Source organism: Kitasatospora fiedleri (assembly GCF_948472415.1).
In the GTDB taxonomy this organism is placed as follows: Bacteria; Actinomycetota; Actinomycetes; order Streptomycetales; family Streptomycetaceae; genus Kitasatospora; species Kitasatospora fiedleri.
In genome coordinates, this window is record NZ_OX419519.1 from 5,158,639 (window position 1) to 5,178,924 (window position 20,286).

Annotated in this window: 20 protein-coding genes and 3 pseudogenes; 18 read left to right on the forward strand and 5 right to left on the reverse strand. The window is 74.3% G+C overall.

What is annotated here, in order from left to right; translation table 11 throughout:
- Window positions 1-106 precede the first annotated feature (106 nt).
- Together QMQ26_RS23735 and QMQ26_RS23740 are read left to right on the forward strand one after the other, a co-directional pair.
- A complete protein-coding gene (locus QMQ26_RS23735; RefSeq protein WP_282202617.1) occupies window positions 107-364 on the forward strand; it encodes a hypothetical protein in 258 nt (85 codons plus the stop codon).
- Window positions 361-753, forward strand: coding sequence for a hypothetical protein (locus QMQ26_RS23740; RefSeq protein ID WP_100836233.1), 393 nt, complete (start codon window positions 361-363; stop codon window positions 751-753). Before QMQ26_RS23735 ends, QMQ26_RS23740 begins: the two co-directional genes overlap by 4 nt.
- 258 nt (window positions 754-1,011) lie before the next feature.
- Here QMQ26_RS23740 and cofC read toward each other — a convergent pair.
- A pseudogene (cofC, locus tag QMQ26_RS23745) lies at window positions 1,012-1,716 on the reverse strand (2-phospho-L-lactate guanylyltransferase); the annotation flags it as partial.
- A gap of 218 nt (window positions 1,717-1,934) precedes the next feature.
- Between cofC and QMQ26_RS23750 the strand changes: the two are divergent.
- From QMQ26_RS23750 to QMQ26_RS23760, 3 genes are read left to right on the forward strand one after another with little or no spacing between them, the layout of a single operon-like run.
- Window positions 1,935-2,735, forward strand: coding sequence for a lysophospholipid acyltransferase family protein (locus QMQ26_RS23750; protein WP_100836231.1), 801 nt, complete (start codon window positions 1,935-1,937; stop codon window positions 2,733-2,735).
- A 14-nt stretch (window positions 2,736-2,749) separates the two neighbouring features.
- On the forward strand, window positions 2,750-3,733 hold the full coding sequence (locus QMQ26_RS23755; protein ID WP_282206598.1) for an NAD(P)H-dependent glycerol-3-phosphate dehydrogenase: 984 nt from the start codon (window positions 2,750-2,752) through the stop codon (window positions 3,731-3,733).
- A gap of 30 nt (window positions 3,734-3,763) precedes the next feature.
- The gene (locus tag QMQ26_RS23760; protein ID WP_100836229.1) at window positions 3,764-4,906 is read left to right on the forward strand and encodes a D-alanine--D-alanine ligase family protein; all 1,143 of its coding nucleotides are present in this window, start codon (window positions 3,764-3,766) and stop codon (window positions 4,904-4,906) included.
- A 13-nt stretch (window positions 4,907-4,919) separates the two neighbouring features.
- Here QMQ26_RS23760 and QMQ26_RS23765 read toward each other — a convergent pair whose 3' ends face one another.
- Both QMQ26_RS23765 and QMQ26_RS23770 read right to left on the reverse strand, forming a co-directional pair.
- Complete coding sequence (locus QMQ26_RS23765) at window positions 4,920-5,459, reverse strand: DUF3515 domain-containing protein (protein WP_100836228.1); 540 nt, start codon at window positions 5,457-5,459, stop codon at window positions 4,920-4,922.
- Between the two features lie 19 nt (window positions 5,460-5,478).
- Window positions 5,479-5,712 (reverse strand): Lrp/AsnC ligand binding domain-containing protein, encoded by a 234-nt coding sequence (locus QMQ26_RS23770; protein ID WP_100836227.1) that lies wholly within the window; start codon window positions 5,710-5,712, stop codon window positions 5,479-5,481.
- Between the two features lie 222 nt (window positions 5,713-5,934).
- Here QMQ26_RS23770 and QMQ26_RS23775 point away from each other — a divergent pair, with 222 nt between their 5' ends.
- From QMQ26_RS23775 to thiD, 3 genes are all read left to right on the forward strand, one after another.
- On the forward strand, window positions 5,935-6,903 hold the full coding sequence (locus QMQ26_RS23775; RefSeq protein ID WP_282202618.1) for a thiamine-phosphate kinase: 969 nt from the start codon (window positions 5,935-5,937) through the stop codon (window positions 6,901-6,903).
- 199 nt (window positions 6,904-7,102) lie between these two features.
- Window positions 7,103-8,128 (forward strand): 6-phosphofructokinase, encoded by a 1,026-nt coding sequence (locus QMQ26_RS23780; RefSeq protein WP_100836225.1) that lies wholly within the window; start codon window positions 7,103-7,105, stop codon window positions 8,126-8,128.
- A gap of 31 nt (window positions 8,129-8,159) precedes the next feature.
- On the forward strand, window positions 8,160-8,966 hold the full coding sequence (gene thiD / locus QMQ26_RS23785) for a bifunctional hydroxymethylpyrimidine kinase/phosphomethylpyrimidine kinase (protein ID WP_100836224.1): 807 nt from the start codon (window positions 8,160-8,162) through the stop codon (window positions 8,964-8,966).
- A 126-nt stretch (window positions 8,967-9,092) separates the two neighbouring features.
- Here thiD and rpmB read toward each other — a convergent pair whose 3' ends face one another.
- A complete protein-coding gene (gene rpmB, locus QMQ26_RS23790) occupies window positions 9,093-9,278 on the reverse strand; it encodes a 50S ribosomal protein L28 (RefSeq protein WP_014138233.1) in 186 nt (61 codons plus the stop codon).
- Between the two features lie 242 nt (window positions 9,279-9,520).
- Between rpmB and QMQ26_RS23795 the strand changes: the two genes are divergently transcribed.
- From QMQ26_RS23795 to mutM, 10 genes and pseudogenes are all read left to right on the forward strand, one after another.
- The gene (locus QMQ26_RS23795) at window positions 9,521-11,149 is read left to right on the forward strand and encodes a DAK2 domain-containing protein (protein WP_282202619.1); all 1,629 of its coding nucleotides are present in this window, start codon (window positions 9,521-9,523) and stop codon (window positions 11,147-11,149) included.
- A 28-nt stretch (window positions 11,150-11,177) separates the two neighbouring features.
- Window positions 11,178-13,402: pseudogene (gene recG, locus QMQ26_RS23800) on the forward strand (ATP-dependent DNA helicase RecG).
- A gap of 127 nt (window positions 13,403-13,529) precedes the next feature.
- Window positions 13,530-14,039 carry a hypothetical protein gene (locus tag QMQ26_RS23805; protein ID WP_282202620.1) on the forward strand — a complete coding sequence of 170 codons (510 nt, stop codon included), beginning with the start codon at window positions 13,530-13,532 and terminating at the stop codon, window positions 14,037-14,039.
- Between the two features lie 99 nt (window positions 14,040-14,138).
- Window positions 14,139-14,722 (forward strand): annotated as a pseudogene (rsmD, locus tag QMQ26_RS23810) (16S rRNA (guanine(966)-N(2))-methyltransferase RsmD).
- 32 nt (window positions 14,723-14,754) lie between these two features.
- A complete protein-coding gene (coaD, locus tag QMQ26_RS23815) occupies window positions 14,755-15,240 on the forward strand; it encodes a pantetheine-phosphate adenylyltransferase (protein ID WP_100836220.1) in 486 nt (161 codons plus the stop codon).
- A gap of 131 nt (window positions 15,241-15,371) precedes the next feature.
- Window positions 15,372-16,505, forward strand: a complete 1,134-nt coding sequence (locus QMQ26_RS23820; protein ID WP_282202621.1) for an ATP synthase F0 subunit B — start codon at window positions 15,372-15,374, stop codon at window positions 16,503-16,505.
- Window positions 16,506-16,662: 157 nt separating this feature from the next.
- Window positions 16,663-17,256, forward strand: coding sequence for a YceD family protein (locus QMQ26_RS23825; protein ID WP_100590044.1), 594 nt, complete (start codon window positions 16,663-16,665; stop codon window positions 17,254-17,256).
- 49 nt (window positions 17,257-17,305) lie between these two features.
- Window positions 17,306-17,479: a 50S ribosomal protein L32 gene (gene rpmF / locus QMQ26_RS23830; RefSeq protein ID WP_035866499.1), complete on the forward strand. Its 174-nt coding sequence runs from the start codon at window positions 17,306-17,308 to the stop codon at window positions 17,477-17,479.
- Window positions 17,480-17,499: 20 nt separating this feature from the next.
- Complete coding sequence (rnc, locus tag QMQ26_RS23835) at window positions 17,500-18,294, forward strand: ribonuclease III (protein ID WP_100836218.1); 795 nt, start codon at window positions 17,500-17,502, stop codon at window positions 18,292-18,294.
- Window positions 18,295-18,307: 13 nt separating this feature from the next.
- Window positions 18,308-19,165: a bifunctional DNA-formamidopyrimidine glycosylase/DNA-(apurinic or apyrimidinic site) lyase gene (gene mutM, locus QMQ26_RS23840; RefSeq protein WP_282202622.1), complete on the forward strand. Its 858-nt coding sequence runs from the start codon at window positions 18,308-18,310 to the stop codon at window positions 19,163-19,165.
- 17 nt (window positions 19,166-19,182) lie between these two features.
- On the opposite strand, the gene QMQ26_RS23845 is transcribed toward mutM, so the two are convergent.
- Entirely contained in the window at window positions 19,183-20,100 is a 918-nt protein-coding gene (locus tag QMQ26_RS23845; protein ID WP_100836216.1) for a DMT family protein, read from the reverse strand.
- Between the last annotated feature and the right edge of the window lie 186 nt (window positions 20,101-20,286).

Genomic DNA, 20,286 nt, shown 5'->3' on the forward strand with positions numbered 1-20,286 from the left:
CGTGCGGCAGGACGGGTGATTCAGCTTGACAACCTAATGCATCAGGTGGAATCTAATGCCTTAGATTCACTATGAGTGATCAGCTGACCTCGGGGAGAGGCGTGGCGTGCGAAGCACGAGGGTGTTCGACCTTGCATCCGGGCTCGCCGCGGCCACCGGGGCCGAAGCCAGGATCATCCAGCTGCCCAACGGCGGTTACCGGGTGGAAGCCGAGCTCCAGGGCGACCCGGACCCGCGGGACCACCTCACGGTCCTCGACGTCCTCGCCGGTGCCGACCGCTACGGGCACCGCTACCGGGCCGGCGTCCACACCGTCTGGGCGGAACTCGACCCGCCATCCGACCCGCTCCAGGAGCCGCCGTGAAGAACGCGCCGCCCGGCTACACCGTCGGCATCGAGGAGATCACCGAACCGACCTCCTTCTTCTCGCTGGCGCCCGCGCTCTCCTCGCTCTGGCAGACCCTGCACGCCCTCCCGCTCGGCTGGACGCAGTTCGAGGCGTACCGCTACTTCTTCGGTCCGGGCGCGGTCGAGCGCACCGAGGCGTTCCTGCGCCGGGACGGCCGGTTGCAGCTCAGCTTCGCGCTCCTCGGCCGGACCAGACTGATCAGCGTCGTCCCGGCGGCCCGCGGGCCGCTCCAACTGGCGCCCGCCCCGCTCAAGTTGCTCGACTCGCCGGAGGTCGCCGCGCTGCGGCTGGACGGCCCGGCCGTCCGGCCCGCCCCGGGTGCGCCGCGCCGGCGCAGCGCCTGACCGCCCGGCCCGCGGCGGGCGGGTGACGGCCGGTCAGCCGTCCTCGGGGTCCGGGAAGGTCTGGAGGGTGAGGAAGACCACGCGCCGTCCGGTGCCCTCGCCGGTGGTGCGGATGCGGACGCGCTGGCCGGGGCGCAGCAGCCGGAGGCCGCCGGCGTCGAAGGCGGGGGCGTCGAAGGGGACGGGCGTGCCGTCGTCGAGCAGGACCGAGCCGGAGCGGGTCGCGGGGTCGAAGGTGAACGCGGTGGCCTGCATGGGAGCCAGCATAGGGCTTCGGAGCAGGGCCGCGGTGGCCGGGCCGAGGCCGAGCCGGCGGGCGTCGGCCAGGTCCGCGGGGGTGTCGACGTCGCGGCGGACGGAGGGGGCGTCGGGGAGCAGGAGCTCGGTGGCGCCGCCGGCCAGGTGGGCGTCCCGGGAGCCCGGGCCGAACGCCGGGAGCAGCGGTGCGCCGTCGGCCCCGGCGAGCAGGACGGTGCCGGTGCCGGGGGTGTCGGCGAGGAAGGCCCGGCCGCGCCCGGGCACCGCGGCGAGGACCCGGGCGAGTTCGGCGGGCCGCAGCGCCGGCAGGTCCGCGGAGAGGGTGGCGACGGGGGAGCGGGGGAAGCGCCGCCGGGCGGTCGCGGTGCCGTGCGCGAGCGCGGGGTTGAGGCCGCCCGGCTCCGGTTCGTCGTCCAGCACGTCCGCCCCCAGCGCGCGCAGCGCCCCGGCGGCGCGCGGGTCCCGGGTGACCACCAGGACGCGGCCGACCGCGGGGCAGGTGAGCGCGGCGGCGACGGTGTCGCGGGCGAAGGCGAGGGCGAGCCGGGGCCGCAGCGGGCCGAGCGCGGCCAGCCGGCTCTTCGCCCCGGCGAGCGCCTTGACCGGGACGACCACGGACCAGCCGAGCCGCAGCGCGGCCCGGTCGGCGTGCGGCCGCCCCGGGGCGGCCGGTCCGGCGGTGGGGCGTACGGTGTCCTCTGTCATCGGCGCCATTGTGGCGTCGGCCGGGGAGCCCTGGCCAGCGGTTCCGGGCGGTCCCGGGGCGGCGGGCGGGGCCCGGTCGGCTGGTGGCGGCGGTGGCTGCTCGACACGGACTCGACCCGCGGGTGAGACTGGTCGGCGCCTCGGAGCCGCTGGCCGGCCCCGGCGAGGAGAGAGCGCGGCGCAAGTACGGGGCGCCGCACGAACGAGGAGGAGCTGGGGTGGCCCGCCGCTCTAACGCCAGGTTCGGGAACGCGGACTACGGGATCTGGTACCGCTTCGCGGCGGTGCTCGTGAAGCCGGTGACCAACGCCCTGGCGAAGGCGGACTGGCGGGGCTGGGAGCACCTGCCCCGGGAGTCCGGGTTCATCGCCGCGGTGAACCACAATTCGGTGATCGACCCGGTGTTCTACGCGCACTGGCAGTACAACTCGGGCCGGCCGCCGCGCATCCTCGCCAAGTCCTCGCTGTTCTCGGTGCCGTTCATCGGCTTCATGCTGCGCAAGACCGGCCAGATCCCGGTGTTCCGGGAGTCCACCGACGCCGCCGAGGCGTTCCGGGCCGCGATCGACGCGGTCAACGCCGGCCAGTGCGTCCAGTTCTACCCGGAGGGCACCCTCACCCGGGACCCGGAGCTGTGGCCGATGACCGGCAAGAGCGGCGCGGCCCGGGTCGCGCTGATGACGGGCGCGCCGGTGATCCCGGTGGCGCACTGGGGCGCGCACGAGATCATCCCGCCGTACGGCAAGGGCAAGGGCAAGTACCGGCTGTTCCCGCGGCACCGGGTGGTGGTCGCGGCGGGCCCGGCGGTCGACCTGAGCAGGTACCAGGGGCAGGAGCTGACCGCCCAGGTGCTCCGGGAGGCCACCGACGACATCATGGCCGCGATCACCGCCGTCCTGGAGGACGTCCGCGGCGAGCAGGCCCCGAAGGAGCGCTACGACATGCGCCGGGCCGCCAAGGACCGGGCCGCGGCCGCCCAGGCCAAGCGCGAGCGCGCCGCCGAGGAGGGCGGCCGGTGACCCGCTGCGCGGTGATGGGGACGGGCTCCTGGGGCACCGTCTTCGCGATGATCCTGGCCGACGCCGGCTGCGAGGTGACCCTGTGGGGCCGCCGCCGGGAACTGGTCGACGCGATCGACCGGGACCACGTCAACCGGGACTACCTGCCGGAGCTGACCCTGCCCGCGGGCATCCGGGCCACCACGGACGCCGCCGCGGCGCTGGCCGGCGCGGACTTCGCGGTGCTCTCGGTGCCGTCCCAGACGCTGCGCGACAACCTCGCGCTCTGGGCGCCGCTGATCGAGCCGCAGACCGCGCTGGTCAGCCTGATGAAGGGCGTCGAGCTGGGCACCGTGAAGCGGATGAGCGAGGTGATCGCCGAGGTCGCCGGGGTCGGCCCGGAGCGGGTCGTGGTGGTCTCCGGCCCGAACCTGGCCGGCGAGATCGCCAACCGGCAGCCCGCCGCGACGGTGGTGGCCTGCGCCGACGAGGAGGTCGCCAAGCGCTTCCAGAAGGCCTGCCACACCCCGTACTTCCGCCCGTACACCAACACCGACGTGGTGGGCTGCGAGCTGGGCGGCGCGGTGAAGAACGTGATCGGCCTGGCGGTCGGCATGGCCAACGGCATGGGCCTGGGCGACAACACCAAGGCCACCCTGATCACCCGCGGCCTGGCCGAGACCACCCGGTTGGGCCTGGTGCTCGGCGCCGATCCGCACACCTTCGCGGGCCTGGCCGGGATGGGCGACCTGGTGGCGACCTGCTCCTCGCCGCTGTCCCGGAACAACACCTTCGGCACCAACCTGGGCCGCGGCATGACGCTGGCCGAGACGGTCGCGGCCACCAGCCAGACCGCCGAGGGCGTGAAGTCCTGCGAGTCGGTGCTCGACCTGGCCCGGCGCAACGGGGTCGACATGCCGATCGTCGAGGCCGTGGTGGACGTGGTCCACAAGGGCCGGCCGACCCAGGAGGTGCTGGAGGGACTGATGGCCCGTTCGGCCAAGCCTGAGCGCCGGTGACCGGAATCGGACGGTAGTCTCAACGCCGATATGAGCATCGAACAGACCACCCCGAACCAGGCGGCCAAGCCGCGTGTCGCGATCGTCTTCGGCGGCCGCAGCTCCGAACACGGCGTGTCCGTGGTCACCGCCGCCAGCGTGCTGCGCTCGATCGACCGCGGCAAGTACGAGGTGCTGCCGATCGGCATCACCCACGAGGGCCGCTGGGCCCTGGTCGGCGACGAACCGGCCCGGATGGCCATCACCGACGGCCGGATGCCGGACGTCGACCAGGTCGCCGAGTCCACCGAGGGCCAGGTGGCGCTGCCCACCGCCCCCGGCAACCGGGAGGTGGTGTGGAGCGAGCCCGGCGCCGCGCCGAAGGTCCTCGGCGAGGTCGACGTGGTGCTCCCGCTGCTGCACGGCCCGTGGGGCGAGGACGGCACCCTGCAGGGCCTGCTGGAGCTCTCCGGCGTCCCGTACGTGGGCTCCGGCGTGCTGGCCTCCGCGGTCGGCATGGACAAGGAGTTCACCAAGCGGATCATCGAGTCGCTCGGCCTGTACGCGGGCGAGTACACCGTGGTCAAGCCGCGCGAGTGGGAGTCCGAGGCCGGCCGGGCCGCGGCCCGCGAGCGGATCGCCGGGCTCGGCCTGCCGCTGTTCGTCAAGCCCTGCCGGGCCGGCTCCTCGATCGGCATCACCAAGGTCAAGGACCCGGCCGGCCTGGACGCCGCGATCGAGGAGGCCCGCCGCCACGACCCGAAGGTGATCGTGGAGAAGGGCGTCGAGGGCCGCGAGATCGAGTGCGGCGTGCTGGAGTTCGAGGACGGCCCGCGCGCCTCGGTGCCCGCCGAGGTGCTGGTCGACGGCGACTTCGAGTTCTACGACTTCGAGGCCAAGTACATCGACTCCTCCGAGGTGCGCATCCCGGCGGACCTCACCGACGCCGAGCGGGCCGAGATCCGCCGGCAGGCCGTCGAGGTGTTCGAGGGCCTGGGCTGCGAGGGCCTGGCCCGGGTCGACTTCTTCCTGCTGGCCGACGGCCGGTGGATGGTCAACGAGGTCAACACGATGCCCGGCTTCACCCCCATCTCGGCCTACCCCAAGATGTGGGAGGCCACCGGCGTGCCCTACGCCGAGCTGATCGACCGCCTGCTGTCCGCCGCGCTGCGCCGCTCCACCGGCCTGCGCTAGCGCCGGGGGCGGCTCAGGAGGCGTCGTCCAGGCAGTCCGAGTCGGCCTTCCCGTCGATGCGCGGGACGGTCGCCCGGATGGCGGAGGAGAACGAGCCCAGCGGGTCCGCGTAGTTGCCGTACGCGCCCGCCGGGACCTCCACCACCACGTACGCCTCGCGCAGCCCGGTGGCGAAGCGGTAGCCGCCCGCGCCGTCCTCGGCCAGCCCCCAGCCGACCTCGTCGACGCACGGGCCCTTGCGCTCGGTGTCGTTCAGCAGGTCCGGCCGGTCGGCGCCGCAGGTCAGCACGGTGCGCGGGGAGGAGGCCCAGGCCGCGGTGTACGGCGAGGCCGGGGACGGGTCCTCGCGCGGGTGGCCGAGCACCTCGGCGGGCAGCGCCGCGTCCAGCGCCGCGCAGTACCGGGCGGTCCCGGCGTCCTGCCCGGGCGGCGCGACGTCCGGGTCGCCGCTCCACGACACCGCCAGCCAGGCCGTGCAGCCGAGCAGCGCGGCGGGCGGCGCCAGCCAGCGCACCGGGGCGGGCAGGCGGTTCAGCAGATCACGGGAGGCCACCGCACGATGGTAAGCGGGCTTACAGCCGCACCACCGGACAGGTCAAGGTCCGGGTGATGCCCTCCACCCGCTGCACGTTGGCCACCACCAGGCGGCCCAGCTCGTCGATCGACTCCGCCTCGGCCCGGACGATCACGTCGTACGGGCCGGTCACGTCCTCGGCGGTGATCACTCCGCCGATCCCGGCGATCGACTCGGCCACCGAGGTGGCCTTGCCCACCTCGGTCTGGATCAGGATGTACGCCTGCACCACGGGGGACCTCCAGGCGGCTGGGTGGGTACCTGCTGACCGGCAGTCCGATCATCACCACGCTACCGCGCGACGGCGCGGACGGGGGAGACCCCGGAGGGCCCGGAAGGCGTACGCTGCGGGCGCGGGGCGACCGCCGGGCACGGCTCCGTGCGGGGGCGGGACCGCCCGGCGCGCGGGGGTTTTCAGACAATCGGACAACGGGGAACGCGGGAGGACGGGCTGATGCAGGGGACCGTGGGCGAACTCGGCGAGTTCGGGCTCATCCGGGAGCTGATCGCGCGGCTGCCGATGACCCCGGCGGTGGAGCTCGGGCCCGGCGACGACGCGGCCGTGGTCAAGGCGCCCGACGGGCGGGTGGTGGCCACCACCGACGTGCTGATCGAGGGCCGGCACTTCCGCCGCGACTGGTCCACCGCGTACGACGTCGGCCGCAAGTGCGCCGCGCAGAACCTCGCCGACATCGCCGCGATGGGCGCCGTCCCGACCGCGCTGCTGCTCGGCCTGGTCGTCCCCGCCGACCTGCCCACCACCTGGGCCACCGAACTGATGGACGGCCTGCGCGACGAGTGCCAGGTGGCCGGCGCCACCGTGGTCGGCGGCGACGTGGTGCGCGGCGACACCATCACCCTGGCCATCACGGCGCTCGGCGACCTCCAGGGCCGGCGCCCGGTGGTGCGCTCCGGCGCCCAGGTCGGCGACGTGGTCGCGGTCACCGGCTGGCTCGGCTGGTCCGCCGCCGGGCTGACCGTGCTGCAGCGCGGCTTCCGCTCCCCGCGCGCCTTCGTCGAGGCGCACCGCCGCCCCGAACCGCCGTACCACGCGGGCCCCGCCGCCAGCGACCTCGGCGCCACCGCGATGGTCGACGTCTCCGACGGCCTGGTCGCCGACCTCGGCCACGTCGCCCGGGCCAGCGAGGTCGACATCGACCTGCGGGCCGCCGACTTCGACGTCCCCGCGCAGATGGCCGACATCGGGCAGGCCGTCGGCGTCGACCCGCTGGTGTGGGTGCTGTCCGGCGGCGAGGACCACGCGATCGTCGCGACCTTCCCCAAGTCCACGCCGCTGCCCGCCCGTTGGCGGGTCATCGGGGAGGTCGTCCGGACCGCCCGGCCCGGCCGCGGCGGCACCGTCACCGTCGACGGCGCGCCCTGGGACCGCACCGCGGGCTGGGACCACTTCGCCGAGCAGTAGCAGCGGGCCGTAGCAGCGGGCGGCGGGCCGAGCGGGCGGCGGGCGGGCCGCGGCCGGCCGGCGGCCCGCCCCTGGTGGCTACCCGGTGGTACGGCCCCGAGCGCGTAGTGTTGCGCCTGTCGGGCGGACCGGCAGCGTCGACGGTCCGGTCCACCTACGGACGCGGGGGCGCGCCCCCCGGAGCAGGAGCACAGCCACCATGCGAATCGGCGTTCTCACCAGCGGCGGCGACTGCCCCGGCCTGAACGCGGTCATCCGCTCGATCGTGCACCGCGGCACCGACGTGCACGGCGACGAGATCCTCGGCATCGAGGACGGCTTCCTCGGCCTGATCGAGGGCCGGGCCCGGCCGATCTCGCACGAGGACGTCACCGGCCTGCTCACCCTGGGCGGCACCATCCTCGGGTCCGCCCGGGTGCAGCGCGAGAAGATCCGCTGGGCCGTCGAGAACTCCCGTGAGCTCGCCGCCGACCTCGGCATCGACGCGCTGATCGCGATCGGCGGCGAGGGCACCCTGACCGCCGCCAAGCTGTTCAGCGACGCCGGGCTGCCGGTGGTCGCCGTCCCCAAGACCATCGACAACGACATCGACGCCACCGACGTCACCTTCGGCTTCGACACCGCCGTGCACGTGGCCACCGAGGCCATCGACCGGCTCAAGACCACCGCCGAGTCGCACCAGCGGGTCATGGTCGTCGAACTCATGGGCCGCCACACCGGCTGGATCACCCTCACCGCGGGCATGGCCGGCGGCGCCCACGGCATCCTCATCCCCGAGAAGCCCTTCGACATCGAGGCCGTCGCCCGGATGATCGAGGAGCGCTTCCGGCGCGGCAAGAAGTTCGCCATCATCGCCGTCGCCGAGGGCGCCCAGCCGCTGCCCGGCACGCTGCGCTTCGAGCACGGGCAGGTCGACCAGTTCGGCCACCAGACCTTCGGCGGCATCGGGACCAGGCTCGCCGTCGAGCTGGAGAACCTGCTCGGCAAGGAGGCCCGCCCGGTCATCCTCGGACACACCCAGCGCGGCGGCACCCCCACCGCACTGGACCGGGTGCTCGCCACCCGCTTCGGCTGGCACGCCGTCGAAGCCGTCCACAAGGGCGCCTTCGGGCACTTCACCGCGCTGCGCGGCACCGAGATCCACCTCACCCCGATCGCCGACGCGGTCGTCCAGCTCAAGACCGTCCCCGAGGACCGCTGGACCGAATCCGAGGCCGTGCTCTGACCGCCCCCGGCCGGTCGGTAGGTTGGGGCGCATGAGCACCTTCGCCGCCGCCCCGCCCCGAGTCCTCACCGTCGCCGGCTCCGACAGCGGCGGCGGTGCGGGCATCCAGGCCGACCTCAAGGCCATGCTCGCCCTCGGCGTGCACGGCATGAGCGTCATCACCGCCGTCACCGCGCAGAACTCGCTCGGCGTCCAGGGCTACTGGGAGCTGCCCGCCGAGGCCGTCCGCGCCCAGTACCGCAGCGTCGTGGACGACATCGGCGTCCAGGCCGTCAAGACCGGCATGCTCGCCTCGGTCGAACTGGTCGAGACCGTCGCCGACCTGCTCGCCGACGCCCCCGCCCCCGTCGTGGTCGACCCGGTCGGCGTCTCCAAGCACGGCGACGCGCTGCTCGCCGCCGAGGCCGTCGCCACCCTCCGCGAGCGGCTGCTGCCGGTCGCCACCCTCGCCACCCCCAACCTGCACGAGGTGACCCAGCTCACCGGGCGCACCGTCACCGGCGAGGCGGACATGCTGGACGCCGCGAAGGCGCTGCGCGACCTCGGCCCCGACTGGGCGCTGGTCAAGGGCGGCCACCTGGCCGGCGAGGCCGCGGACCTGCTGCTCGGCCCCGACGGCGAGACCCACTGGTACCGCGCCCCCCGCCACGACAACCGGCACACCCACGGCACCGGCTGCACCCTCGCCAGCGCCGTCGCCGCCCAGCTCGCCAAGGGCGACCCCGTCCCGCTCGCCGTCGCCCGCGCCAAGACCTACGTCACCGGCGCCATCGCGCACGGCTTCGCCCTGGGCGCCGGCATCGGGCCGGTGGACCACTTCTGGCAGCAGCGGGGGTGAGCGCGGCGGCGGCCGGGGCGGGCACCCGCCCCGGCCGGAGGGGCCGGGAAAACCAGAAGCCGACCACGGCCCCCGGAAGGGTGTGGTCGGCTACGGGAAAAGGTGACCGGCGTACCGGTCTGCGCGTCAGCGCGAGACCTTACCGGCCTTGATGCACGAGGTGCAGACATTGAGCCGCTTCGGCGTCCGCCCGATCACAGCGCGCACCGTCTGGATGTTGGGGTTCCAACGACGGGGGGTGCGGCGGTGCGAGTGGGAGATGCTGTTGCCGAAGCCCGGGCCCTTGCCGCAGACGTCACAGTTGGCAGCCACAGGAGTCACTCCAAGACTTCAGATCAGGTACTTGAACTAGCCCGGGATGCTCCAGGCAACCGGGAGAGCATACAACGGTGACTCCCGCTCAACGAAACTACCACGATCGCGGAGGTGATCGTTCCCCCGAGCTGGGCACGAGCCTGCGGAGGGCGGTGCCGCGGGGGCCGATAACCTGCCAGCATCGTCCCTCGCCACCGCGTCCCGTCGCGTTCCCGTGGCGTTCATCCGGAGGAGACCTGGTGCTGGACACCCTCGACGCCCCGGCCGTCCGCACCTGGTGCCGACTCGCGCTGGCCGCCCTCGGGCAGGCCCGCGAGGAGATCGACGCGCTGAACGTGTACCCGGTTCCGGACGGGGACACCGGGACGAACCTCTACCTGACGGTGGAGTCCGCCGCCGAGGCGCTGGACGAGGTGTTCGCCGCCGCCGAGGAGCCGGAGCTGTCCGCCGCGGCCGCCGCCGCCGCGCGGGGCGCGCTGATCGGGGCGCGCGGCAACTCGGGCGTGATCCTGGCGCAGTGGCTGCGCGGCCTGGCCGAGGTGCTCTCGGCCGGCGGCCCGCTGGCCGCCGCGCTCGACCACGGGGCCCGCTCGGCGTACCAGGCGGTCGCCGAACCGGTGGAGGGCACCCTGCTGACGGTCGCCGCCGCCGCCGCACGGGCCGCGGGCACCGCGGACGGGCTGACCGGGCAGGCCCGGGAGGCGTACCGGGCGGCCCGGCAGGCGCTGCTGCTCACCCCCGACCAGCTGTCCGCGCTGGCCGAGGCGGGCGTGGTGGACGCGGGCGGCCGGGGCCTGGTCGCGGTGCTCGGCGCGCTGGTGGACGCCGTCTCCGGGCAGCAGCCGATGGGGCCGGTCGCGATGCGCCGGGACACCGAGCCGGGCGCCGCGCCGGGGTCCTCGCCGGTGGCGGCGGGCTGCGAGCGGCACGAGCGGGCACCCGGCCCGGGGCACCCGGCGTTCGAGGTGATCTACCTGCTGGAGGCCGAGGACGGGCGGCTGCCGCTGCTGCGCGAACGCCTGGGGCGGCTCGGCGACTCGCTGGTGATCGGCGGCGGGGACGGCCTGTGGAACGTGCACGTGCACGTGGACGACGCGGGCGCGGCCGTCGAGGCGGGCGTCGAGGCCGGGCGGCCCTACCGGATCAGGATCACGCACTTCGCCGAGGCCGCGGCCCGCTCGGGGGAGCGGGAGGAGACCGTCTCGCACGGGCGGGCGGTGCTGAGCGTGGTGACCGGCAGCGGGCTGGCGCAGCTGTGCGAGCAGGCCGGCTCGGTGGTGCTGCCGGCCGACCCGGACCGCCCGCCCGCCAGCGCCGAACTGGTCACCGCCGTGCACCGCTGCGCGGCCCGCGAGGTGGTGCTGCTGCTCAACGACCCGGAGCTGCGGGCCGCCGCCGGCGCCGCCGCCGACCAGCTGCGCGAGGAGGGCGTGCGGATCGCCGTGCTGCCCACCCGCTCCCCGGTGCAGGGCCTGGCGGCGCTGGCCGTGCACGACGCCGGGCGGCGGTTCGACGAGGACGTGGTGGCGATGACCTCCGCGGCCGGCGCCACCCGGTACGCCGAACTGGCCGTCGCCGAGGGCGAGTCGTGGACCATGGCGGGCGTCTGCCAGGCCGGGGACGTGCTCGGCCTGATCGACGGCGACGTCGTGGTGATCGGCACCGACCTCACCGAGACCGCGCTGGCCGTGCTCGACCGCATGATCGCGCCCGGCGGCGAACTGGTCACCCTGGTGCTCGGCGAGGAGGCCCCCGCCGACCTCGCCGACCGGCTGATCGCGCACGCCCGGCGCACCCGCCCCGAGGTCGACACCGTCGCCTACCAGGGCGGTCAGGAGGCCGCCCCGCTGCTCATCGGGGTGGAGTGAGCCCGCGGCGTCGGTCCCGTGGTGTGAAATGGGGGCGATGGGCGCTCTCGATGAACCACTGAAGGAACTGGTCGGCGACCGCACCGCGAAGGTGCTGGCCGACAGTCTCAAGCTGCGCACGGTCGGCGACCTGCTGCACCACTACCCGCGCCGGTACGTCGAGCGCGGCCAGCTCACCAGCCTGGACGAGCTGGAGGTGGACGAACACGTCACGGTGCTGGCCCGGATCGAGAAGGTCACCCTGATCCCGTTCCGCGGCCGCAAGGGCGACCGGCTGGAGGTGGTGGTCACCGACGGCCGCTCGAAGCTCTCGCTGGTGTTCTTCAACCAGGGCTGGCGGCAGAAGGACCTCCGTCCCGGCCGGCAGGGCCTGTTCGCGGGCAAGGTCGGCCTGTTCAACCGCAGCCGCCAACTCGCCTCGCCCGACTACCAGTTGATCGACGAGGAGGAGGGCTCCTCGGCGGCGCGGCAGTTCGCCGGGCGGCTCATCCCGGTCTACCCGGCCAGCGCCCAGCTGCCCAGCTGGAAGCTCGCCCTCTGCGTCGAGCTGGCCCTCACCAAGCACCTGGCCGACGTCGGCGAACCGCTGCCCGCCGAGCTGCGCGCCGAGCACGGCCTGATCCCGCTGCCCGAGGCGCTGGAGCTGATCCACCGCCCGCACAGCCAGGCCGACCGGGAGCGCGCCCAGAACCGGCTGCGCTGGGACGAGGCGTTCGTCCTCCAGGTCGCCCTCGCCCAGCGCCGGGCCGCCGACTCCGCGCTGCCCGCCGTCCCGCGCCGCCCCGTCCCCGACCGGGTGCTGGACGCCTTCGACCGGCGGCTCCCGTTCACCCTCACCGACGGCCAGCGCAAGGTCTGCGCCGAGATCTTCGCCGACCTGGCCACCGACCACCCCATGCACCGGCTGCTCCAGGGCGAGGTCGGCTCCGGCAAGACCCTGGTCGCGCTGCGCGCCATGCTCGCCGTGGTCGACGCGGGCGGCCAGGCCGTGCTGCTCGCCCCGACCGAGGTGCTCGCCCAGCAGCACCACCGCTCGATCGTCGAGATGATGGGCGACCTCGCCGAGGCCGGGATGATCGGCGGCTCCGAGATCGGCACCCGGGTCGCCCTGCTGACCGGCTCGATGGGCGCCGCCGCCCGCCGCGGCGCGCTGCTCGACATGGCCTCCGGCAAGGCCGGCATCGCGATCGGCACGCACGCCCTGATCGAGGACCGGGTGCAGTTCGCCGACCTCGGCCTGGTGGTGGTCGACGAGCAGCACCGCTTCGGCGTCGAGCAGCGCGACGCGCTGCGGGCCAAGGGCGAGCAGCCCCCGCACCTGCTGGTGATGACCGCCACGCCGATCCCGCGCACCGTCGCGATGACGGTCTTCGGAGACCTGGAGACCTCCGTCCTGGACCAGCTGCCCTCCGGCCGCTCGCCGATCTCCACCCACGTGGTGCCCGCGCTGGAGAAGCCCAACTTCCTCGCCCGGGCCTGGGAGCGGGTCCGCGAGGAGGTCGGCAAGGGCCACCAGGCGTACGTGGTCTGCCCGCGGATCGGCGACGAGGAGGAGCCGGCGAAGGGGGGAAGAAGCGCAGGGCGGCCGAGCCCGAGGAGGTCGACCACACGGCCGGGGGCGCGGACGCCGAGGAGCGGCGGCCCCCGCTGGCGGTGGTGGAGACCGCCGAGAAACTGGCGAAGGGCCCGCTGGCCGGGCTGCGGATCGAGGTGCTGCACGGCCGGCTCGCCCCCGACGCCAAGGACGACGTGATGCGCCGCTTCGCGGCCGGCGAGGTGGACGTGCTGGTCGCCACCACCGTGATCGAGGTCGGCGTCAACGTGCCGAACTCCACCGTCATGGTGATCATGGACGCCGACCGGTTCGGCGTCTCCCAGCTGCACCAGCTCCGCGGCCGGGTCGGCCGCGGCGCCGCCGCCGGGCTCTGCCTGCTGGTCAGCGACATGCCGGCGGCCGGCGCCGCCCGGGCCCGCCTCGACGCGGTGGCCGGCACCCTGGACGGCTTCGCGCTCTCCCGGATCGACCTCGAACAGCGCCGCGAGGGCGACGTGCTCGGCCAGGCCCAGTCCGGCGTGAAGTCCTCGCTCAAGGTGCTCTCGGTGCTGGAGGACGAGGACGTCATCGCCACCGCCCGGGCCGAGGCCACCCGGCTGGTCGCCGCCGACCCCGCGCTCGCCGCCCACCCCGAGCTGCGCACCGCGCTGGAGAGCCTGCTCGACGAGGACCGCGCGGAGTACCTGGAGAAGGGCTGAACCGGCCCGCCCGCCCCCCGCGGACGGCTTGTTCGCACCCCCCGGATGTCAGTGCCCCGGGAGAGAATGGAGTTGTTCGGGGCGCACTCCACGTCGCGTCCCCGGCGCGAGAACTGGGGGTCATTGCATGGCATTCCGTCACCTCAACGAGCTCCCGCTCGGCGACAAGGTCTTCCGGATCGAGGTCGCCAGCGAGGACGACCGCGAAGTCACCCTCACCCTGACCGGCTGGCGCGAGGGCAACTCCGCCAACCCGGTCGCCAGCGGCAAGCTCCGCCTCCCGGTGGAGGACGTCGCCTCCCTGCGCATCGCGCTCAACCGCGCCCTGCGCGCGCTGGCCATCGTCGCCGACGTCTCCGAGCCCATCCCCGACCGGGACGTGCTGCGCGAGCTCTACCCCGGCCACGGCGCCCCCTGGGTGCCGCAGCACGAGGAGGAGCTGGTCCGCCGGTTCCACGAGGGCGAGACCATCGCCCGGATCGCCGCCCGCTACGGCCGCACGCCCGACTCCGTCCGCACCAAGCTGCGCGAGCTCGGGCACGACCCGCGCCGCCCCGAGTACTGCCCGCCCGACGGCTGCCTGTCCTGGTCGCGCTACGCGTCGCCGACGCTGCTGGGCGCCGCCGCCCACGAGTGACCGGAGCGGGGGAGTGAGCGGGCGCGCGCCCGGCCCGGGGCCGATCCGTCGGCTAGGGTCGGGCGCGCAGCCCCTCCCACCCGCAAAGGACCCAACGCCATGCCTCGCGTGATCGCCGGCCGTGCCGGAGGCCGCCGTCTCGCCGTGCCGCCCGGCCGGAACACCCGTCCGACGTCCGACAAGGCGCGGGAGGCGATGTTCTCCACCGTCGAGGCGCTGTTCGGGCCGATCGCCGGGGCCCGGATGCTGGACCTGTTCGCGGGCAGCGGCGCGGTCGGGCTGGAGGCGCTCTCCCGCGGCGCGGCGCACGCGCTGCTGGTGGAGGCGGACGCGAGCGCCGTGCGGACGGTGCGGGAGAACGTCCGGACGCTGGGGCTGCCCGGCGCCGAGGTGCGCGCGGAGAAGGCCGAGAAGGTGGTCGCCGGGCCGCCGCCGGCCGAGCCCTACGACCTGGTGTTCCTGGACCCGCCGTACGCCGTGGAGGACGCCGTCCTGCGGGAGACGCTGGTCACACTCCGCTCGGGGGCTGGCTGTCCGAGCACGTTCTCGTCACCGTGGAACGCAGCACCCGGGGCGGCGAGTTCGGCTGGCCGGACGGCTTCGAGGGGCTGCGCTCGCGCAAGTACGGCGAGGGCACGCTCTGGTACGGTCGCGCCGCTGCCGGGGCTGATCGAGACTCGTAGCAGAACACCACGCCCCACAAGGGAGCACACGCATGCGCCGCGCCGTCTGTCCGGGGTCCTTCGACCCCATCACCAACGGACACCTCGACATCATCGAGCGGGCCTCGAAGCTGTACGACGTGGTGCACGTGGCGGTGCTGATCAACCGCAACAAGCAGGGCATGTTCACCATCGACGAGCGGATCGCCCTGATCGCGGAGACCACCGCCCACCTGGGCAACATCGAGGTGGAGTCGCACAGCGGCCTGCTGGTGGACTTCTGCCGCGAGCGCGGCATCCCGGCGATCATCAAGGGCCTGCGGGCGGCCGGCGACTTCGACTACGAGCTGCAGATGGCCCAGATGAACCACGGGCTGACCGGCGTCGAGACGCTGTTCGTGCCGACCTCGCCGACGTACAGCTTCCTCTCCTCCAGCCTGGTCAAGGAAGTCGCCTCGCTGGGCGGCGACGTCTCGCACCTGCTGCCCGCGACGGTGCACCGGCGGCTGGTCGAGCGGATCGCCGAACGCCGGGACTGAACCGGCGTTGTGAGCGGCGGGGCCGGTGGCCGTACAGTCTTGATACCCCCGGCCCCGGGGCCGCAGCCAGCGGCTTCCGGAGCACTGCCTCCGCCGCACTTCGGCGGCACACGGAAAGACTGAAGACGCCCGTGGACGTGCAGCAGAAACTCGACGAGATCATCGCCGTGGTCGAGAAGGCGAAGGCGATGCCGATGTCGTCGTCCTGCGTGGTCAACCGTGCCGAGCTGACCGGACTGCTCCGCGACCTGCGCGAGGCGATGCCCGCGGAACTCGCCCAGGCGCAGTCGGTGGTGGCGGACCATCAGCAGATGGTGGCCGACGCCCACGCCCAGGCCGACCAGATCATCCGGGGCGCGCACGACGAGCGCGGCTCGCTGATCTCCGACACCGAGGTGGTCCGGCAGGCGCAGGCCGAGGCGGACCGGGTGCTGGCCGAGGCGCGCGCCGAGGTGCAGGCCAAGCTCGCCGAGGCCGACGACTACGTCGACTCCAAGCTGGCCAACTTCGAGGTGGTGCTCACCAAGACGCTCGGCGCGGTCGGCCGCGGCCGGCACAAGCTGCGCGGCGAGTCCGGCGTGTACGAGCCGGAGGCGGAGGGCGCCGAGGACGGCGAGGAGTTCCGGCCGCGGATCAGCCCCAGCCCGGAGGCCGACGAGTACGTCGACGTGAAGCTGGCCACCCTGGAGGCGGTGCTCTCCGCCACCCTGGAGGCGGTCGGCAAGGGCCGCGACAAGCTGCTCGGCAAGGCCCCGATCGACGAGCTGGGCGCCTACCTGGCCGCCGCCGACGAGGCCCAGCAGCTCAAGGACCGCGCCGAGGCGGTGGCGGCCGGCTTCTCCGACGAGGGCGAGCAGCAGAGCTGGTACGCGGACGTCCCGCAGCAGCAGTCCTGGCCCGAGCAGACCCCGGCCGCGGCCGGCTGGCAGCAGCCCGGCGAGGACCCGTACGCCCAGCCGCAGGCCCCGCAGTACGCCGAGGTCTACGGCGGCTACGACCCGGCGGCGGCCCCGCAGACCGACCCGTACGGCCAGCCCTACGGGCAGCAGCCGGTGGACCCGTACTACCAGCAGCAGCCGCAGTACCAGCAGCCGCAGGGGTTCGACCAGTGGGGCAACCCGCTGCCCGCCGACCCGTACGGCTACCAGCAGCACCCCCAGCAGCCCGCGCAGCCGCCGCAGCAGCAGGGCGGGCTGGACGAGACCAGCTTCTTCGACACCAGCATGATCGACATGACCAGGCTGCGGGAGCTCGGCGGCCGATGAGGGGCGAGTTGGGTTCGGCGCGGACTCTCCGGTAGTCTGACCACTCCGGCCTGTTCGCGCCGGGTTCGCCGTGCGCCCGCATCCGGGCCGCGCGCCGTAGGAGCCGAAGATCCGCGCCACGCAGGGATGCGTGCCGCCGCCAGGAAGTCAGGAAACCTTGAACCGCCTCGACCACCGCGACCCCCTCGTGTTCGACACGCACGAGCTCGGCCGTCGCCCGGGATCGCTGCGCAAGGTCTCCCGCACCCTGGAGGCCCCGGCGGAGCTCGGCGTCGCGGACGTGATCGGCGTTCCCGAGAAGAGCGAGATCAAGCTGGAGCTCCGCCTGGAGTCGGTGGTCGAGGGCGTGCTGGTCACCGGCACCGCCGAGGCCCACGTCACCGGCGAGTGCTCCCGCTGCCTGGAGCCGCTGGAGGACGACCTGGAGGTCGACTTCCAGGAGCTGTACTACTACCCGGAGTCCGAGGAGCGTCACCGCGCGATCGCGGGGGACGACTTCGACGAGGAGTCCGAGGACGAGACTTACCGCCTGGAGGGCGACCTGTTCGACCTCCAGCCGGTGCTGCGTGACGCGGTGGTGCTCGCACTGCCGCTGCAGCCGGTGTGCCAGGACGACTGCCTGGGTCTGTGCTCCGAGTGCGGGGCCCGCCTGAGCGACGACCCGTCGCACCACCACGACGCCGCCGACCCCAGGTGGGCGGCCCTGCAGGGACTCTCCGCCGCCCCCGGCGACGAGGGTGACGAGGAATAAGACACAGCGCTGCCCGTGAGGGCCTCGCCGTAGAACCAGGAGATTTACCGTGGCTGTTCCGAAGCGGAAGATGTCGCGCAGCAACACGCGTCACCGCCGTTCCAACTGGAAGGCCGTCGTGCCCGCGCTCGTCGCGTGCGACCGCTGCCACGAGCCGAAGCTCGCGCACATCGCGTGCCCGAGCTGCGGCACGTACAACCGTCGCCAGGTCCTCTCGGTCTGATCGGCGGGGTGCACGGATCGATGTCGGACACTGGCAGTTCCTCCCGCAAGCCGAACCCCGGGACCAACGGGGGCAAGGGCGGTGGGCCGGCCTCGACCGAATACGACGTCCTGGAAGGGCGCCTCGGGTACACGCTCGAGCGCGCCCTTCTGGTGCGCGCCCTGACCCACCGCTCGTACGCGTACGAGAACGGCGGGCTGCCCACCAACGAGCGCCTGGAGTTCCTCGGCGACTCGGTGCTGGGCCTGGTGGTGACCGACACCCTCTACCGCCTCCACCCGGAGGTCGCCGAGGGGACGCTCGCCAAACTCCGTGCCGCGGTGGTCAACTCCCGCGCGCTCGCCGAGGTCGGCCGCGGCCTGGACCTCGGGGCCTTCATCCGGCTCGGCAAGGGCGAGGAGGGCACCGGCGGCCGCGACAAGTCGTCGATCCTCGCGGACACCGTCGAGGCCGTGATCGGCGCCACCTACCTGGACCAGGGCCTGGAGGCGGCGACCGAGTTCGTCCACCGCCTGTTCGACCCGCTGATCGCGGAGTCCGCGCAGCTCGGCGCCGGGCTCGACTGGAAGACCAGCCTCCAGGAGCTCACCGCCGCCGTCGGCATCGGCGTCCCCGAGTACGTGGTCACCGAGTCCGGCCCGGACCACGAGAAGACCTTCACCGCCGCCGCCCGGGTGGCCGGCCAGGACTACGGCTCCGGCAGCGGCCGCTCGAAGAAGGAAGCCGAGCAGAAGGCCGCCGAGTCCGCCTGGCGCGCGATCAAGGCCGAGCGCGAAGCCGACCGGCCCGACGGCGCCGCCGCCGCGACGGTCTGACCGGCGGTCCGACGTGCCCGAGCTGCCCGAGGTCGAGGTGGTCCGCCGCGGACTGGCCCGCTGGGCCGCCGGGCGCACCGTCGCCGACGTCCAGGTGCTGCACCCGCGCGCCGTGCGCCGGCAGGCGGGCGGCGCCGACGAGTTCACCGCCCTGCTGCGCGGCCGCACCCTCGGTGAGCCGCAGCGCCGCGGCAAGTACCTGTGGGTGCCGCTCGGCGACGGCCTCTCGATGGTCGGGCACCTCGGCATGAGCGGCCAACTCCTGATCCAGGAACCGGAGATGGCCGAATCCGTGCACCTGCGGGCCCGGCTCAGGTTCGCCGACGGCGGCACCGAGCTGCGCTTCGTCGACCAGCGCACCTTCGGCGGCCTGGCCATCGAGGAGGCCGAGGCCGACGACCCCGAGGCCACCCCCGTCTCGCTCGCCCACATCGCCCGCGACCCGCTCGACCCGCGCTTCGACGACGCCGCCTTCGCCGCCGCCCTGCGGGCCAAGCGCACCACCGTCAAGCGCGCCCTGCTCGACCAGACCCTGATCAGCGGCGTCGGCAACATCTACGCCGACGAGGCGCTGTGGCGCAGCCGCCTGCACTACGACCGCCCCACCGGCACGCTGACCCGCCCCGCCGCCCTGGAGCTGCTCGGCCACGCCCGGGACGTGATGACGGCCGCGCTGGCCGTCGGCGGGACGAGCTTCGACTCGATGTACGTCAACGTCAACGGCGAGAGCGGCTACTTCTCCCGCGACCTGGACGCCTACGGCCGCGAGGGCCGGCCCTGCCGCCGCTGCGGCACGGCGATGCGCCGGGACGCCTGGATGAACCGCTCCAGCTACTCCTGCCCCACCTGCCAGCGCCCGCCCCGCCGCTGACCGCGGGCCGGCCCGGGTCAGTCCGCCCTCCCGGCGGGGGCCCTCTCCTCCTCCGCGGCCGCCTGTAGGGCGCCGCCCTCCTCGCCGAAGTAGGCCACGCCGACGGCACTGACCACGGCGAGGAGGAAGCCGAGGACGGCCAGCCAGCCCAGCCCGGCGCGGGAGGAGTCGCCGAGCCAGAGGACGCCCACCGCGCCGGGGACGACCGTCTCGCCGACCACCAGGGCGGCGGTCGCGCCGTTCACCGAGCCGACCTGCAGGGCGACGGTGTGCAGGTACATCCCGCCCAGGCCGCCCACCAGGACGGCGTACAGGGCCGGGTCGGCGAGCAGCGCGCCGAGCGCGAAGGGCTGCACGCCGTCCAGGACGCGCACGCCGATGCCCAGCGCGCCGAAGCCCAGGCCGGAGAGCAGGCCCGCGACGACCGCCCCGCCGGACCCGAGCCGGCGCACGACCAGCGAGCCGCCCGCGACCAGCACCGCGGAGCCGATCAGCAGCGCCCAGTGGAAGGCCCGGGCCGCCTCGTGCCCGCCCTCCGGCCCGGCGGCCACCGCGAGCAGCACCAGCGCGCCGCACAGGACGCCGATCGACAGCCACTCCGCCTGGCGCAGCCGCAGGCCCAGCAGCCGGACCGAGAGCACCGCGGTGATCACCAGGTTGGCGCTGATGATGGTCTGCGACAGGAACAGCGGCAGCAGCCGGGCGGCCAGCGCGCCGAGGCCGAAGCCGACGAAGTCCAGCACCGTGCCGAGGATGAACTCCCAGGTGACGGCGGCCTTCGCGGTCGAGGACAGGCTCGGCCCGCCGTGCCCGGTGACGGCACCGGCCGCCGCCGCCTCCTGCCGGGCCGAGCGGCGGGCGCCGAGGGCCTGCAGCACCGACCCGGTGCCGTAGCAGGCGGACGCCGCGACGGCGGTGACGAGGCCGAGGATCACCAGGGGGCTCCTGTCGGGGGTGGTGCGGGAAGATCGTCTCCACTATGCCCGCTCGGACGCCCCGTGCGGGCCGCGCGGCCCCAACTCCGGCCGGTCGGCGGGGGTTCGGAGCGCCCTTCTCGCCCTGGAGTAGGGGGCGGTCCCGGGGTGGGAACAGTACCGGGGGAGGGCGTGGTCCGGACCGCC